The organism is Streptomyces sp. NPDC059909 (assembly GCF_042730885.1).
Classification (GTDB): domain Bacteria; phylum Actinomycetota; class Actinomycetes; order Streptomycetales; family Streptomycetaceae; genus Streptomyces.
Genome location: NZ_JBHWKX010000050.1, coordinates 12,507 through 28,124 on the forward strand (window position 1 = coordinate 12,507; position 15,618 = coordinate 28,124).

Sequence of the window (15,618 nt, forward strand, 5' to 3'; positions counted from 1 at the left end):
GGAATGACAGGTTACGGAGGGGAAGTACGTACGGGGAACACAGGGGGCTCACCAACTCGCACCGTGACCCGCTCGTTGCGGGATGCGGTCGGCGGACGGCGATCACCCGATGGTTTTCGGCCAGTGGTCGGTGCGGGCCGGATCCGCAGCCGAACCTCGGCGTCAGCCGGTCCGCCGGCGCCCGCCTCGCGGTCTGCCGGCCGGCCGACGGCCGGTTCACCGTCAGCCGGCCGCGCGGTACGCAGCCGTCGCCTGCTGGTAGATCTCGCTGACCTTGTCCCGCTGGTCCTCGGGCCCGATCACCTGGATCACGTGGTACCGGTCGCCGACGATCATGGCGATGTTGCGGACGTACACCTCGCGTCCGGTGCTGTCCTGCCAGGTGAACTGCCCCTCCGCCATGGCCTGTTTGCCCACGTCGATACGGCGCAGACCGGACGCGGACGACCAGGAGGAGTCCCGGAACGGCTGCAGCTCGCGCTCCTTGTTGCGCTGGTACGCCATCGGGTCCGCGCCGTTCGCCCGGACCGAGTCCCGCCCGGGGACGACGACGAGCGTGAAGTCGCCGCCGACGTAACGGACCTGGCCGCTGTCGTTGATGGGCCGCCGCTGCCAGGTCTTGTCGACGCCGATCCGGAAGCCCTCCGGGTCGACGCGCACGACATAGCCGTCGGCGAGGTCCACGGCGGGTGCGGAGGTCTGGGGATGCTGACCACCGTCCGGGGTGCCTGAGGGCTGCTGGGGGTCCGGGGACCGGTCGTTCGCGGGTGCGCTCGGGCCCGGGGCCGTACTGCCCGCGGACTGGGGATCGGCCTTGGGCATGAACATCACGGCGTACGCCACGGCCGCGGCGAGCACGAGCAGGATCAGCAGCAGGAGGATGCGGCCGAGCGAGCGCGGACCGCGCGGGCGCCGCTCGCGCCGCTCCCGGGGTTCCTTGACCTTCTTGTGGCGGTGGCGGCCGTGCACCGCCTCGGGCGAGCCGGCCCGGCGCTTGCGGACGAGCTCTCCGCGACGGCGCACGACGGGCAGCCGCGTGCCGTCGACGGACGGCAGCGGCACGACCTCGGCGCCCGCGTCGGGCTCGGGCGCGGACCTGATGAGCGAGCGCAGCCAGCCACGGAGCTCCTCGAAGTCGGGGCGCTCGGTGGGGTCCTGGCGCAGCAGCGACTCGACGACCGGGCGCAGGGGCCCGCACTCCTCGGCAAATGCGGGCGGCTCCGCGCAGACCAGCTGGACCAGCTCGACCGCGCTCTCCTCGGGATACGGGGCGTGGCCCTGCACGGCGCGGTAGAGCAGCGCACCGAGCGCCCACAGGTCCGTTGCCGGGCCGATGGGCGGGGCCAGCTGCCAGTTCTCGTGGACCGGGCCCGCCTGCTCGGGCGCCCAGCGCTCGGTGACCGCGCCGACGACGGCGATCCGCGCCTGGCGGGCGCGCTCGGCGGCGAGGGGGGTGGCAGGGCCGCGGTAGGCGGCGAGAGGCGTGGCGGGGCCGCCGGCGACGACGTCGTCCCAACGACCGGTGGACCCGGCGCCCCCGGCGCCTGCAGTGGTCCCGGCGGCACCGGTGCTTCCCGTGGTCCCGGTGTGCGGCTGCCGGGTGCCGTGGGCCTGCGCGGGAAGCCGACGGCGCTGCGCGTCCGCGCGCAGGGCATCGGCGCCGAAGGACCCTCTGCCGTACGGCGATGCGCCGCCGCCCGCCGGGATCGGAGCGGGGCCGTCCGTGCCGGGGCGTGGGCCGTCGCGCCAGGTGCCCGCGAGTTCGGCGCGGTAGGGGCGGCGGGGCGGGTCGTCGCCGCCGCGCGTCACGTCGGTGGCTTCGGCCTCGTACGTCTCGGTCTCGTACGTCTCCGCCTCGTACGTCTCGACCTCGTAGGCGTCGTCGTCCGCGTCGTCGATGTCGTCGTCGGCGGCGTCCGTCGGCCGGGACCACCACTGGGGCTGGGCCCCGCTCGCGCGCGGGGCGGGCAGCGCGGAGCCGGGGCCGGAAACCCGGCCGCCGGAGGGCTCGTCCCGAACCCCCGGGTGGTGCAGGCGCTCGACGCCGTGATGCCCGTGCTGGGCGTGTTCCTCGGCCGCTCGGCTCCCGCTCTCGATCTCCCGGCGGGCTTCGTCCTGCCGCCGGTCCTCGCTGAGGCGGGCAGCGGCGCGGGCCCCCGCGCGGTACGCGGCGATGGCCCCCGCACGTGTGGCGCGCGTCTCCCCGGCCCCTTCGCCGAAGCCGTAACCGTAGGCCGGAGGTGTGTACGGATCCGTCGCGCCGCCCGCACGCGGCGAGGGCGCGGGCTCATGTCCAGGCGTGGGGGCAGGAGCGGGCGACGCCGCCTCTCCCGTCAGCGGCTCGTACGACTGCCGCGGCAGATACGGCTCGAGCCCGGCGTGCGCCTGTTGTGCCGCGGTCGCGACGTCCGCCGGGCCGACCGGATCCACCAGGTCGGCCTCGACCACCTGGTCCAGGGGCTCGGGCACCGGCGCGTACCCGCACAGGGCCTCCTCCGCCGCGCCCGCCGCGAGGCCCGTCAGCACGACACGGCCGTCGTCGCAGACCAGGACCGTGCGGACCGTGATGTTGCGATGGGTCCAGCCGTGCGCATGGAGGGCGCGCAGCGCGGTGAGGACGTCCGAGCCGATCTCCGCCGCCCGGTACGGATTCAGCGGCTTCTCGGCGAGCAGCGCCGCCAGCGGGCGCGCGGCGACGAGCTCGCTCACTATCCAGAGCGAACCGCCCTCCGCGAACACGTCGAAGACCTGGTCCAGCCGCGGGTGGTCCGGGATCTGGGCCGCGGCCTGGGCCGCCTCGACGGCCCGCCGGACGGCCGGGTCCGTCGGCCGGCGTGTGGTGCGTCCGGACACCCGCCGCGGCCCGGAGGAGCCCCGGGGGCCGGAGCCCCCGTCCGTGTCGAGCACCTCGGCGTCCACGACCTCCGGCAACGGCAGCTGCCGGACCACGACCTCCTGACCGCTGTAGGTGTCGAAGGCGCGCGTCTCGACGAGTTCGTACTCGTCGGAGGGCGGCAACGGCAGGCGGTAGCGGTCGGCGAGCACCCTTCCCGCGTAGTCGTCCACGACGCCTCCCCAGCAGCGCGCTGTGTTCCCCCCTGGTCCCGAAGACCGTACGAAACCGTCAATTCCGGTCGTTCACCGGTATCTTGCGGCTGCGTACGGTCCGCGGTCTCTCACGATACGTGGCCTGCTCAGTCCTTGGGAGCGAACGTGGCGAACGCCGTCTCGCGCAGGGTGGTGCACTCCGCGCCGTTCCACTCGCTCGCCTTGCAGCTGATCATGATGGCGTAGCCGTGCTTGGCGTCGACCTTGAAGCCGCGGTTGAGGACACGGATCCGCTCACCGTTCTGGGTGCGCTCGAAGCTCCAGTCCGCGACGGTCGGGTAACCGTTGTACTTGACCGTGTCGATGCCGAGGTGCTTGTAGCCGTTGCTGCTGGCGCGCACGCCCGCGACCGCCGCGGACCACGCCAGCTTGGCGTCACCCCCAGGGCTGCTGGTGAAGTCGACCTGGACGCGCGGGAATCCGCCGTTGGCGCTGAAGATCCCGCCCGAGTTCTGGCCCGCCGTGTCGGTGAGCCGGAAGTTCTTCGGCATCGCCATGGTGAAGTGGAAGCGGTCATTGGTCACCATCGCGTAGCCGGCCGGAATCCCGTCCCCGCCCGCCTGGCCGCCGCTCCCGGTCGAACCGCTGCCGGACGGCTGGGTCCCGGCGGTGCTCCCGCTGCTGTCCTGCGCGCCGTCGCCCTTGCCGGTGTCGCCGCCCTGGTCCTGAGCGCCGTCCGTGCCCTTGCCCTGGCCGTCGGCGCCGGAGGTGGTCCCGGCCGAAGCGGCCGTGTCGCCCTTGGACTTGCCCTGACCGCCCTTGTCGTCGTTTCCGTTGAGCGCGAGGAGGAGCACGGTGGACAGCACGGCGAGCGCGACGACGACCGCGACGACGACCAGCGTCCGCCTGGGCACCACGTCGGTGAGCGGGGCGCGCACCGGAGCCGTCCGCGTGGTGGTGGGACCGGGCGCCGGCGCGGGCTTCTGCTCGGACTTCGCCGCGGCGGCCGCGGCCGCCGCGTTCCGTACGGACCGCAGGGCGCCCCGCACGCGCTCGGCCGCCGCGTCCTTGGTCCTGGCGGTCGGGGCGGTGGGCTCGGGCGGGACCGGCGGCAGCGCGACCACCCGGGTGGCCTCGGCCGACGGCTCGGGCTCGGCCGGCCGCTCCGGGGCGTGGATGACGTCCTGGAGCAGCGCCCGCGCACCCGCGTCGTCGAGCCGCTGCGACGGGTCCTTGGCCAGCAGGCCGTAGATGACCTCCTCCAGCGGGCCCGCGTTCTTCGGCGGGTCGAGCGGCTCGGTCATCACCGCGGTGAGCGTCGCGATCGCGGAGCCCTTGTCGTACGGCGGGCAGCCCTCGACGCATGCGTACAACAGCCCGCCCAGCGACCACAGATCCGCCGCCGGCCCCGGCTTGTGGCCGCGGGCGCGCTCGGGCGAGATGTACGAGGGCGCGCCGACGAGCATGCCGGTGGAGGTGATGGAGGGGTCGCCCTCGACCTGGGCGATGCCGAAGTCGGTCAGGACGACCCGTCCGTCCTCGGCGATCAGCACGTTGGACGGCTTCACGTCGCGGTGCAGGATGCCCTCACGGTGCGCGGAGCGCAGCACGTCGAGGATCGCGAGCCCGACCTCGGCCGCCCGGCTGGGCGTCAGGATGCCGTCCTCGCGGATGGCTTCGGCGAGGGACTTGCCCTCGATGAGCTCCATGACGATCCACGGTCGGTCGTCCTCGTCGACGACGTCGTAGACCGTCACCGCGCCGTTGTTGCGGATGCGGGCGATCGCCTTCGCCTCGCGCAGCGTGCGCGTGATGAGTCGTCGCTTCTCGTCCTCGTCGATGCTGTTGGGGAAACGCAGCTCCTTCACGGCGACCGTGCGGCCGAGCGTTTCGTCGACGGCCCGCCAGACGGTGCCCATGCCGCCGCGCCCGAGCACGCCGCCGAGCCGGTACCGCCCGGCCAGCAGCCGTCCGTCGCCTGCGGCCTTCACCGCACCGCGCACCGCGTCACCGCCCGTCCTGTCCGGCGTGACCCGGGTGCCGCTGCCGGACCCTGCGGCCGCAGCCCCGGCCTCAGCCTTGGCGCCCGTGCCCGGCCCCGAAGTCGACTCCGGCTGCGCGTCCTTCGCCGCACCACGCGCCGCACCGGCCGCGCCCCCGCCAGCCGCTGACCCCGCGTCATCCGCCGGTCCCGCGCTCGCGACCGCGTCCGGCGTGGTGGTCCGCGCTGCGGCGTCCCCGGACGCCGTCGTGTCCGCCTTGCCCGCCGTGCCCGCGTCCGTCCCCGAGCCCCCGTCAGGGCTCTTCGACGCGGCGCCCGCGACGTCCCGATCAGCGTCCCGCTGGGGCTCCGGTGTCGTGTCCCGCGACTGCTCCGCCTCCGACATGCGTCCCCTCTGCGATCCCTGATCCTCGCCCGCGCCTGCCGCTTCCGCGCGATGCGGTAACCCGCCCTGGAAGAGCCCCCATTCTCTCTCACGGCGGGACCGGCGATTCTCCCGGGTCCACCGTGTGTCAGCGCGGGCCCGGAGAAGGGGACTCCGCGCCCTTCGGCCGATCGGGGCACGGCCCGCCACCCGGCATGCGATCGCCCCCTCGCATGCCGGGCCGGACTCGGGCGCCCTCGCAACCCGCTCTCCCGGGAGGCGAGTTCCACAGAAAGCCCACAGGCAGCCCGCAGAACGCCCGCGGGCAGCACCGCACCGGCCAGGAAAGGCAGCCCGATGAGCGGGCCAGGGCCCGTCTCGTGGACCAGGCCCTAGATGGGCACGATGTCGGGCGCGCCCAGCCGTGCCGCGTCCGCCGTCTGGTCGTCCGGCTGCAGCTGCGACTCGCGCTCGGCCTCCACCCGCTTCTCGTAGTGCTCGACCTCTTTCTCGATCTGCTCCTTGTCCCAGCCGAGGACGGGTGCCATCAGCTCCGCGCACTCCCGCGCACTGCGCGTCCCCCGGTCGAACGTCTCGATGGAGATGCGGGTCCGCCGTGTGAGGACGTCGTCGAGGTGGCGGGCTCCTTCGTGCGAGGCGGCGTAGACGATTTCCGCCCGCAGATAGTCGTCGGCCCCGGCGAGCGGCTCGCCGAGCCTGGGGTCGGCCCCGATGAGGTCGAGCAGCTCCTCGGTCATCGAGCCGTACCGGTTGAGCAGATGCTCCACCCGGGCGACATGGAGGCCCGTGCGGGCCGCGATCCTCGCCCGCGCGTTCCACAGTGCTCGATAGCCCTCGGCGCCCAGCAGGGGCACGTCCTCCGTGACGCAGGCCGCGACACGCTGGTCCAGCCCGTGCACCGCGGCGTCCACGGCGTCCTTCGCCATCACCCGGTACGTCGTGTACTTGCCGCCGGCGACGACGACAAGACCGGGCACCGGATGGGCGACCGTGTGCTCGCGGCTGAGTTTGCTGGTCGCGTCCGACTCGCCGGCGAGGAGCGGCCGCAGTCCCGCGTACACCCCCTGCACGTCGTCGCGGGTGAGCGGCACGGCCAGCACCGAGTTGACGTGCTCCAGCAGGTAGTCGATGTCGGCGCTGGACGCCGCCGGATGGGCCTTGTCCAGGTCCCAGTCGGTGTCCGTCGTCCCCACGATCCAGTGGCGGCCCCAGGGGATGACGAAGAGCACGGACTTCTCGGTGCGCAGGATGAGCCCGGTGGTCGAGTGGATCCGGTCCTTGGGCACGACCAGATGGATGCCCTTGGACGCGCGGACGTGGAACTGGCCGCGCTCGCCGATCAGGGCCTGGGTGTCGTCCGTCCACACCCCCGTCGCGTTGACGATCTGCTTCGCCCGGATCTCGTACTCCCCTCCGGCCTCGACGTCCTGCACCCGGGCGCCGACGACCCGCTCGCCCTCGCGCAGAAAGCCGATCACCCGTGCGCGGCTGGCGACCCGTGCGCTGTAGCTCGCGGCCGTGCGCACCAGGGTCGCCACATAACGGGCGTCGTCCATCTGGGCGTCGTAGTACTGCAAGGCTCCCACCAGGGAGTCCTTCTTGAGGCAGGGGGCTACCTGCAGCGCGTGCTTCCGGGAGAGGTGGCGGTGGACGGGCAGGCCTCGGCCATGGCCCGAGGAGACCGACATCGTGTCGTACAACGCGACGCCCGATCCCGCGTAGAGCCGCTCCCAGGCCTTGTGCTGCAGCGGATACAGGAAGGGCACGGGCTTCACCAGATGCGGGGCGAGCCGCTCCAGCAGCAGTCCGCGCTCCTTGAGCGCCTCCCGCACCAGGGCGAAGTCCAGCATCTCCAGATAGCGCAGCCCGCCGTGGATGAGTTTGCTGGATCTGCTGGAGGTGCCCGACGCCCAGTCCCGGGCCTCGACCAGCCCTGTCGAGAGTCCGCGTGTCGCGGCGTCCAGTGCGGTGCCCGCGCCGACCACGCCCGCTCCTACGACCAGCACATCCAGCTCACGCTCTGCCATCGCGGCGAGCGCTTCTGCGCGCTGGGCGGGTCCCAGTGTCGCTGTCCTCACGGCTGCCTCCCGTCGCCCCCGTGGGTCGGAGTCACAAACTTGATTCTGTCCGCACTCCCGGACTTCAGCCACCGCCTGTGGACAACACTCGGGCGGCCAGACCCTCGCAATGCCGTATTTCGGTCATATTTACGCCTAGTGTGACATTGCGCCCCGCTGGTTCTGCCTCGTTCCGTCCACAGGACTTGCGGGCCACGTCCCCTTCGGCTACTGGAGCTTCGGCTACCGGGAAGGACGGCCCACCGCCATGCCCGCAGATCTCGCCGTCATCGGACTCGGCCACCTCGGACTGCCCCTCGCCCAGGCCGCCGTGGCCGCCGGCATCGATACCATCGGCTACGACACCGACCCGCGCCCCGTCGCCGAACTCGCCGCCGGCCGCCCGCCGGTGGACGGTTCGCTCAGCGCCTCCGAAATCCGCCGGATGCTCTCGAGGGGCTTCCGGCCGACCACCGACCCGGCCGAGCTCGGCCGGGTCCGCACCGCCGTCATCTGCTCCCCCACCCCCCTGGGCCCGGACCGCATGCTCGATCTGACCGCGGTCGGCGAGGCCGCCCGCGCCCTCGCCGCACGCCTGCGCCCGCGCACCACCGTGCTGCTCGAATCCGCGGTCGCACCAGGCACCACGGAGAGTTACCTCCGGCCGATCCTCGAAGAGGGATCGGGGCTGCGCGCGGGCCGCGACTTCTCCCTCGCGTACGCCCCCAGCCGTCTCGACCCGGGCAACCGCGCCCACGGCCATGCCAACACCCCCCAGGTGATCGGCGGGCTCACCCCGGCCTGCACCGAGTCCGCCACCGCGTTCTACGGACGGATCACCGACAAGGTCGTCCGCGCGCGCGGACCGCGCGAGGCCGAGACCGTCAAGCTCCTGGAAACCAACTTCCGGCACGTCAACATCGCCCTCGTCAACGAGATGGCGGTGCTCTGCCACGACCTGGGCGTCGACCTCTGGGACGTCATCCGCTGCGCCGAGACCAAGCCGTTCGGCTTCCAGGCCTTCCGCCCGGGTCCCGGGGTCGGCGGCCACGGCGTTCCCGTCGACACGATCGGCGCCCACCGGCCGCTACGGCTCGTCGAACTGGCCGGCCAGATCAACGAGCGCATGCCGCAGTACGTCATCCAGCGCAGCGCCACACTCCTGAACGAGCACGGCAAGTCCGCGCGCGGGGCCAGGGTGCTGCTCCTCGGCATCACGTACAAGCCGGACCTCGCCGACCTCGAGGCCTCCCCCGCGCCCGAGATCGCCCAGCGTCTGATGGAGCTGGGCGCGTCCGTCAGCTACCACGACCCGTACGTCCAGGACTGGCGCGTCCACGACCGGCCGGTCCCCCGCGCGGACTCCCTCTACGAGGCCGCGGCCAACGCCGACCTCACGATCCTGCTCCAGCACCACCGCACCTACGACCTCCAGGGCCTGGCGGTGAAGGCCCAGCTCCTGCTGGACACCCGGGGCGCGTCCCCCGCGGGGGCGGCGCACCGCCTCTGAGCTGGGGTTCGACCGGCGTTCCCCGATGACGATGTCGTACGGGAGTGCTAGCCTCCGGGGCCACTGAGCGCACCATCCACGCGCTCGCGTTCCTTGGGGGGAACCCAGCTTCGTGTCCAGCAACGCGCTGCTGTCGCAGCCACAGTTCGAACCGCACATCACCATGCCCGCCCTCGCGCCGCTGCGGACGGCGGCCGTGGCCAGGGACTGGGATGCGGTCGCCCGTTTCTTCGCCGCACTCGGCCATGAGGACGAGCGCGCCTTCGCCGCCTCCATCGTGGCCGACGTGCCCGGGTCCGAGACGTTCCTGGAACAGGCGGTCGCCGACCGTCCCGGCGATCCGCTGGCCAGGTGCCTGCTCGCCGACCGGTACATCATCGTCGGCTGGTCGATCCGGACCGCCGCCCGTGCCAACGCCGTCTCGCACAAGCAGTTCACCCAGTTCCACAGCTGGCTGCGCAAGGCCGAGCAGCTGCTCATCGATGTCTGCGCCGAGTACCCCGACTACGCGCTCGCCTGGTATCTGCGGCTGATCACGGTCCGTGGTCTGGAGCTCGGCCACAGCGAGGCCAGGCGCCGCTACAACCGGCTCGCCGAGCACCACCCGCACCACTACCCCGCACAGTCCCAGCTCCTCCAGCTGCTGTGCCCGAAGTGGAGCGGCACCTGGGAGGAGGCCTTCGCCTTCGCCAGGGAGTGCGCCGCCGCGGCCCCACCCGGCGCCCACAGCGCCACGCTCCTCGCCGAGGCACATCTGGAGATGTGGCTCGAACTCAGCCCGGGCGCGGACGCCCGCCATCTCGCCCAGCCGTCCGTACGGGACGAACTGGCCGCCGCCGCCGCGCAGTCCGTGCTGCATCCGCAGTTCCGTCCCGGCTTCCACTGGATCAGCGCCCACGGATTCTTCGCCGCCACGCTCTCCGTCGGGCGCCACCACGCCCAGGCCGCACCGCACTTCCGCGTGCTCGGCGACCGCGCCAGCAAGCACCCCTGGGACTACCTGGGGGATCCGGCCGCCACGTTCAAGCAGCACCGCAAGACCTCGCTCGCGAAGGGCTGACCCATGACCGAAGGCATCCGCGAGACCGAGGTCGACGGCATCCGCACCCTGCTCGCACACCGCCCCGGCCCGGTGAGCGCCGGACTCTTCTTCCGCGTCGGCAGCGCCGACGAGACCCTCGCCACCCGCGGAATCACCCATCTGGTGGAGCATCTGGCGCTGCACCGGCACGGCGTCGGCGATCTGCACTACAACGGCGCGACCGCCGGGACCTTCACCCACTTCCATGTCACGGGCGACCCCTCCGAGGTCGTCGAGTACCTCAACGGTGTCTGCGCCGCTCTGCGCGACCTCCCGCTGGAGCGGCTGGAGACCGAGAAGGAGATCCTGCGCACCGAAGCGGCGGGCCGCAGCAGCGGCCCGGCGTACGACATGCCCCTGTGGCGCTACGGGGCCCAGGGCTACGGTCTGCCGAGCTACCAGGAGCTCGGCCTGTGGCGGATCGACGCGACGGCGGTACGGGACTGGGCCGCGACCCGGTTCACCCGGGAGAACGCCGTCCTGTGGATCACCAGCGACACCGTGCCGGAGGGCCTCGACCTGACGCTGCCGTCGGGCCCGCGGCATCCGCTCCCCGCGCCGACGTCCGCCCTGCCGCACACTCCCGCGTACTTCGAGGGCGACGACGGCGTCGTCGTCCTCGACGCCGTCGTCCGGCGCAGCACGGCCGCAAGCCTGTTCGCCGACGTGTTCGGCAAGGCGCTCTACCGCGATCTGCGCCAGGAGGGCGGCTACTCGTACACCGCCGAGTGCGACTACAGCCCGCGTGACGCCGAGTTCGCGACGATCACCGCTCTGTCCGACTCGCTCCCGAAGAAGCAGGACGCGGTGGTCGGCGGCTTCATCGACACACTCGCCGCGCTGCGGGCCGGTCGCATCCAGCAGGCCGATCTGGACGCCGCACGCAATGCGCGGCTCAAGGCGTACGAGATCCCCGATCTGGCCGCCGCGAAGCTGCCGAGCCAGGCGCTCGGTGTGCTCACCGGCCACCCCGTGCCCGGTGACGACGAGCACATCGCCGAGCTGCACGCGGTCACGGTCGAGGACCTCCATGAGGTGGCGCGCGAGGTCTGGGGAAACGCGCTGCTCAAGGTCCCGGGCTACCGGGGCGCCGACTGGGCGGGCTTCCACGAGGCCCCCAGTGGCTCCCCGGAGCTGCTCACCGGCCGCCGCTACGCCTATCGCACGGACTCCCAGACCGCGCTGATCATCGGCCGCGAGGGCGTGAGCCTCGGCTCGCCCCGCAACCAGGTCAGCGTCCGCTATTCCGAGTGCGCAGCGATGCTCGCGTATCCGGACGGCGGCCGCCGCCTCATCGCCAGGGACGGGCTCAGCATCTCCGTCGAACCGACGCTGTACCGCGTGTCCCCCGCGGAGCTCGCACCCATCGACGCCGCCGTGCCGGCGCAGGTGGTCATCCCGATGCCGGCCCGCTCCCCCGACCGGATCCCGCAGCCCGCGGTGCCGCGCGAGGCGGCGCGGCCGGCCCCGGGCTGGAAGTCGACGGCGGCGCTGTGGCTGTTCGCCGCCGTGGCGTTGTTCTGGGGGCTCGTCGCCGTCATCGGGACGGCCGACGAGTTCGACCCGGCGGTCACCCCGTCGCCCGACCGGGTCTACATCGCCATCCTGTGGCTCTTGGAAGGCGGAGTGCTGTTCCTCCTGGGCCGCACCTGGTACCGGCGCAGGCAGGGGTACGGCGGATGACGAAAGGGCCCGGCACCGTCAGGTGCCGGGCCCCTCGCCCACGTACGGGTCACGCACAGCTCGTGTACGGCACGTGCGGACCGGCGTCAGCGCTTGTGCTGCGAGTCCGCGACCGTCACCTCGACGCGCTGGAACTCCTTGAGCTCGCTGTAGCCCGTCGTCGCCATGGCCCGCTTCAGCGCGCCGAAGAAGTTCATCGAGCCGTCCGGGGAGTGCGACGGGCCGGTGAGGATCTCCTCCGTCGTGCCCACGATGCCCAGGTCGACGAGCTTGCCGCGCGGGACGTCCTCGTGGACGGCCTCCATGCCCCAGTGGTGGCCGCGGCCGGGCGCGTCCGTCGCGCGGGCCAGCGGGGAGCCGATCATCACGGCGTCCGCACCGCAGGCGATGGCCTTCGGGAGGTCGCCGGACCAGCCGACGCCGCCGTCGGCGATGACGTGCACGTACCGGCCGCCGGACTCGTCCATGTAGTCGCGGCGGGCCGCGGCGACATCGGCGACGGCGGTGGCCATCGGGACCTGGATGCCCAGCACGTTGCGCGTGGTGTGCGCGGCGCCGCCGCCGAAGCCGACGAGGACGCCCGCCGCGCCCGTGCGCATCAGGTGCAGGGCAGCGGTGTACGTGGCGCAGCCGCCGACGATGACCGGGACGTCGAGCTCGTAGATGAACTGCTTCAGGTTCAGCGGCTCCGCGGCACCCGAGACGTGCTCGGCCGAGACGGTCGTACCGCGGATGACGAAGAGGTCCACACCCGCGTCGACGACGGCCTTGGAGAACTGCGCGGTGCGCTGCGGCGAGAGTGCGGCGGCCGTGACGACGCCCGAGTCGCGCACCTCCTTCAGGCGCTGCCCGATCAGCTCCTCCTTGATCGGGGCGGCGTAGATCTCCTGGAGGCGGCGGGTCGCGGCCTCGGTCGGCAGCTCCGCGATCTCGTCGAGCAGCGGCTGCGGGTCCTCGTACCGGGTCCACAGGCCCTCGAGGTTCAGCACACCGAGGCCGCCCAGCTCACCGATGCGGATCGCGGTCTGCGGGGAGACGACGGAGTCCATGGGAGCGGCCAGGAAGGGCAGCTCGAAGCGGTAGGCATCGATCTGCCACGCGATCGAGACCTCCTTGGGGTCCCGGGTGCGCCGGCTCGGTACGACGGCGATGTCGTCGAACGCGTACGCCCTGCGGCCGCGCTTGCCGCGCCCGATCTCGATCTCAGTCACGATGTGTGGCCTTTCCCTCTACGTCTGCGCCTACCAGTATCGCCGACGCATGCCGCAGGGGCGGCCCCGGTAAACCCCGGGACCGCCCCTGGCACGTCCGTGCGACGACTTCCTGCATGCCGTCGTGCTCTCGTGCGGTTACTTGGCGCTGTAGTTCGGCGCCTCGACCGTCATCTGGATGTCGTGCGGGTGGCTCTCCTTGAGCCCCGCCGAGGTGATCCGCACGAAGCGGCCCTTGGTCTCCATCTCGTCGATGGCGGCCGCCCCGACGTAGCCCATGGTCTGGCGCAGACCGCCGACCAGCTGGTGGAGCACGGCCGCGAGCGGACCGCGGTAGGGCACCTGGCCCTCGATGCCCTCCGGGACGAGCTTGTCGTCGGAGGCCACCTCGGCCTGGAAGTAGCGGTCCTTGGAGTACGAGCGGCCCTGGCCGCGCGACTGCATGGCGCCGAGCGATCCCATGCCGCGGTAGGACTTGAACTGCTTGCCGTTGATGAAGAGCAGCTCGCCCGGGGACTCCTCGCAGCCCGCGAGGAGACTGCCCAGCATCACCGTGTCGGCGCCGGCGGCGAGGGCCTTGCCGATGTCGCCGGAGTACTGCAGGCCGCCGTCACCGATGACCGGAACGCCCGCCGCCCGCGCGGCCAGCGCCGCCTCGTAGATCGCCGTGACCTGCGGGACACCGATACCGGCGACCACACGGGTCGTACAGATGGAGCCGGGGCCGACACCGACCTTGACGCCGTCCACACCTGCGTCGATCAGGGCCTGAGCACCGTCACGTGTCGCCACGTTCCCGCCGATGACGTCGACGGCCACGCTCGACTTGATCTTCGCCATCCAGTTGAGGGCGTTGCTGTTGTGCCCGTGCGAGGTGTCGACGATGAGGAAGTCGACGCCCGCACCAGCGAGCGCCTGGGCCCGCTCCAGGGCCTCCGGGCTGGCGCCGACCGCCGCGCCGACGAGCAGACGGCCCTCGGAGTCCTTTGCCGCATGGGGATACTGCTCGGCCTTGACGAAGTCCTTGACCGTGATCAGGCCCTTGAGGATGCCCGCGTCGTCGACCAGCGGAAGCTTCTCGATCTTGTGGCGGCGCAGCAGCTCCATGGCGTCCACGCCGGAGATGCCGACCTTGCCGGTGACCAGGGGCATCGGGGTCATGACCTCGCGCACCTGGCGCGTGCGGACCGTCTCGAAAGCCATGTCGCGGTTGGTGACGATGCCGAGCAGCTTGCCCGTGGCGTCCGTGACCGGCACGCCGCTGATACGGAACTTGGCGCACAGGGCGTCGGCCTCGGCGAGCGTGGCATCGGGGTGCACCGTGATCGGGTCGGTGACCATGCCGGACTCGGAACGCTTGACCAGGTCGACCTGGTTCACCTGGTCCTCGATGGACAGATTGCGGTGCAGCACGCCCACGCCGCCCTGGCGCGCCATGGCAATCGCCATCCGCGACTCGGTGACCTTGTCCATCGCCGCGGAGAGCAGCGGGATGTTCACCCGGACGTTCCTTGAGACACGGGACGAGGTGTCGACCGCGTTCGGAAGCACTTCCGACGCACCCGGCAACAGCAGCACATCGTCGTAGGTCAGCCCGAGTGTCGCGAATTTATCGGGCACTCCGTCGACGTTGGTCATGACACCTTCCCCAAATGGCCTTGATCGGTGCGGATGTCCATGCTAACGGGCTCCGCTGGTGTCTCATTCCACGATCAAGATCAGTCAGAATATTTGTGTGTTCGCACGTATGTGACGTACGAACACAACGGTACGTGCCGCACGCGCCGCGTGTGACGCGACGTGTGACGTACGCACGCGGACGGTCATTGCTCCGCCAGCGCCCGCAGCCGGCTCAGCGCCCTGTGCTGCGCCACCCGGACCGCCCCCGGCGACATCCCGAGCATCTGCCCGGTCTCCTCGGCGGTGAGCCCGACGGCGACCCGCAGCACCAGCAGTTCCCGCTGGTTCTCGGGCAGATTGGCGAGGAGCTTCTTGGCCCACTCCGCGTCGTCGCTGAGCAGTGCCCGTTCCTCGGGGCCGAGCGAGTCGTCGGGACGCTCGGGCATCTCGTCGGACGGGACGGCCGTCGATCCGGGGTGCCGCATGGCGGCACGCTGCAGATCGGCGACCTTGTGCGCGGCGATGGCGAACACGAATGCTTCGAACGGGCGTCCGGTGTCCTTGTAGCGCGGAAGCGCCATGAGGACCGCGACACAGACTTCCTGCGCGAGGTCCTCCACGAAGTGGCGGGCATCACCCGGCAACCGGTTCAGCCGGGTGCGGCAATAGCGCAGCGCCAGCGGGTGCACATGGGCCAGCAGGTCATGGGTGGCCTGCTCGTCGCCGTCGACGGCACGCAGAACGAGTGCACCGATGGCCCCGTGGGCATTCGCCGCCTCGTCGTTGCGCATCGGTCCATGGTGCCTTGACTGCCGCTGCTCCGTGGCACTGCGTCCGTAGTTGTGCACCGAAGCGTTATGAGCAGGTACGCCGGAAGTCATCTCCTGCGCCCTCCCCTTGCGCTCGACCGACTCGTCCCCGAGGAACTCCACACCCTCAAGGATGCGGCATGTCGCGGGAAACGTGTGCCCACGGGCTGCGGTCGCCCCGCCCACCGGTCGGCGGGCGGGGACGGCCGTGC

The 15,618-nt window shown here is 72.0% G+C and carries 9 protein-coding genes; 3 read left to right on the forward strand and 6 right to left on the reverse strand.

Going from position 1 to position 15,618, the window contains the following annotated elements; translation table 11 throughout:
- Positions 1–222 precede the first annotated feature (222 nt).
- From ACFV9O_RS28000 to ACFV9O_RS28010, 3 genes are all read right to left on the reverse strand, one after another.
- On the reverse strand, positions 223–3,066 hold the full coding sequence (locus ACFV9O_RS28000; protein ID WP_385422516.1) for a protein kinase: 2,844 nt from the start codon (positions 3,064–3,066) through the stop codon (positions 223–225).
- A gap of 128 nt (positions 3,067–3,194) precedes the next feature.
- The gene (locus ACFV9O_RS28005; protein WP_385422518.1) at positions 3,195–5,435 is read right to left on the reverse strand and encodes a serine/threonine-protein kinase; all 2,241 of its coding nucleotides are present in this window, start codon (positions 5,433–5,435) and stop codon (positions 3,195–3,197) included.
- 371 nt (positions 5,436–5,806) lie between these two features.
- Positions 5,807–7,513 carry a glycerol-3-phosphate dehydrogenase/oxidase gene (locus ACFV9O_RS28010; RefSeq protein ID WP_385422520.1) on the reverse strand — a complete coding sequence of 569 codons (1,707 nt, stop codon included), beginning with the start codon at positions 7,511–7,513 and terminating at the stop codon, positions 5,807–5,809.
- Positions 7,514–7,760: 247 nt separating this feature from the next.
- Between ACFV9O_RS28010 and ACFV9O_RS28015 the strand changes: the two genes are divergently transcribed.
- The 3 genes from ACFV9O_RS28015 to ACFV9O_RS28025 all read left to right on the forward strand — a co-directional run bounded on the left by ACFV9O_RS28015 (position 7,761) and on the right by ACFV9O_RS28025 (position 11,766).
- Positions 7,761–9,002: a nucleotide sugar dehydrogenase gene (locus ACFV9O_RS28015; RefSeq protein WP_385422522.1), complete on the forward strand. Its 1,242-nt coding sequence runs from the start codon at positions 7,761–7,763 to the stop codon at positions 9,000–9,002.
- A gap of 112 nt (positions 9,003–9,114) precedes the next feature.
- Positions 9,115–10,062, forward strand: a complete 948-nt coding sequence (locus ACFV9O_RS28020) for a hypothetical protein (RefSeq protein WP_385422524.1) — start codon at positions 9,115–9,117, stop codon at positions 10,060–10,062.
- A 3-nt stretch (positions 10,063–10,065) separates the two neighbouring features.
- The gene (locus ACFV9O_RS28025) at positions 10,066–11,766 is read left to right on the forward strand and encodes a M16 family metallopeptidase (RefSeq protein ID WP_385422526.1); all 1,701 of its coding nucleotides are present in this window, start codon (positions 10,066–10,068) and stop codon (positions 11,764–11,766) included.
- A gap of 86 nt (positions 11,767–11,852) precedes the next feature.
- On the opposite strand, the gene ACFV9O_RS28030 is transcribed toward ACFV9O_RS28025, so the two are convergent.
- The 3 genes from ACFV9O_RS28030 to ACFV9O_RS28040 form a co-directional block, all read right to left on the reverse strand.
- A complete protein-coding gene (locus ACFV9O_RS28030) occupies positions 11,853–12,977 on the reverse strand; it encodes a GuaB3 family IMP dehydrogenase-related protein (protein WP_385422528.1) in 1,125 nt (374 codons plus the stop codon).
- Positions 12,978–13,115: 138 nt separating this feature from the next.
- Positions 13,116–14,615, reverse strand: a complete 1,500-nt coding sequence (gene guaB / locus ACFV9O_RS28035) for an IMP dehydrogenase (RefSeq protein ID WP_385422530.1) — start codon at positions 14,613–14,615, stop codon at positions 13,116–13,118.
- Positions 14,616–14,800: 185 nt separating this feature from the next.
- Positions 14,801–15,388, reverse strand: coding sequence for a sigma-70 family RNA polymerase sigma factor (locus ACFV9O_RS28040; RefSeq protein WP_385422532.1), 588 nt, complete (start codon positions 15,386–15,388; stop codon positions 14,801–14,803).
- Positions 15,389–15,618 lie beyond the last annotated feature (230 nt).

Coding starts and splice junctions, on each gene's coding strand:
- ACFV9O_RS28025 (WP_385422526.1), top strand. CDS start 10,066: ATGACCGAAGGCATCCGCGAGACCGAGGTCGACGGCATCCGCACCCTG.
- ACFV9O_RS28015 (WP_385422522.1), top strand. CDS start 7,761: ATGCCCGCAGATCTCGCCGTCATCGGACTCGGCCACCTCGGACTGCCC.
- guaB (WP_385422530.1), bottom strand. CDS start 14,615: ATGACCAACGTCGACGGAGTGCCCGATAAATTCGCGACACTCGGGCTG.
- ACFV9O_RS28005 (WP_385422518.1), bottom strand. CDS start 5,435: ATGTCGGAGGCGGAGCAGTCGCGGGACACGACACCGGAGCCCCAGCGG.
- ACFV9O_RS28040 (WP_385422532.1), bottom strand. CDS start 15,388: ATGCGCAACGACGAGGCGGCGAATGCCCACGGGGCCATCGGTGCACTC.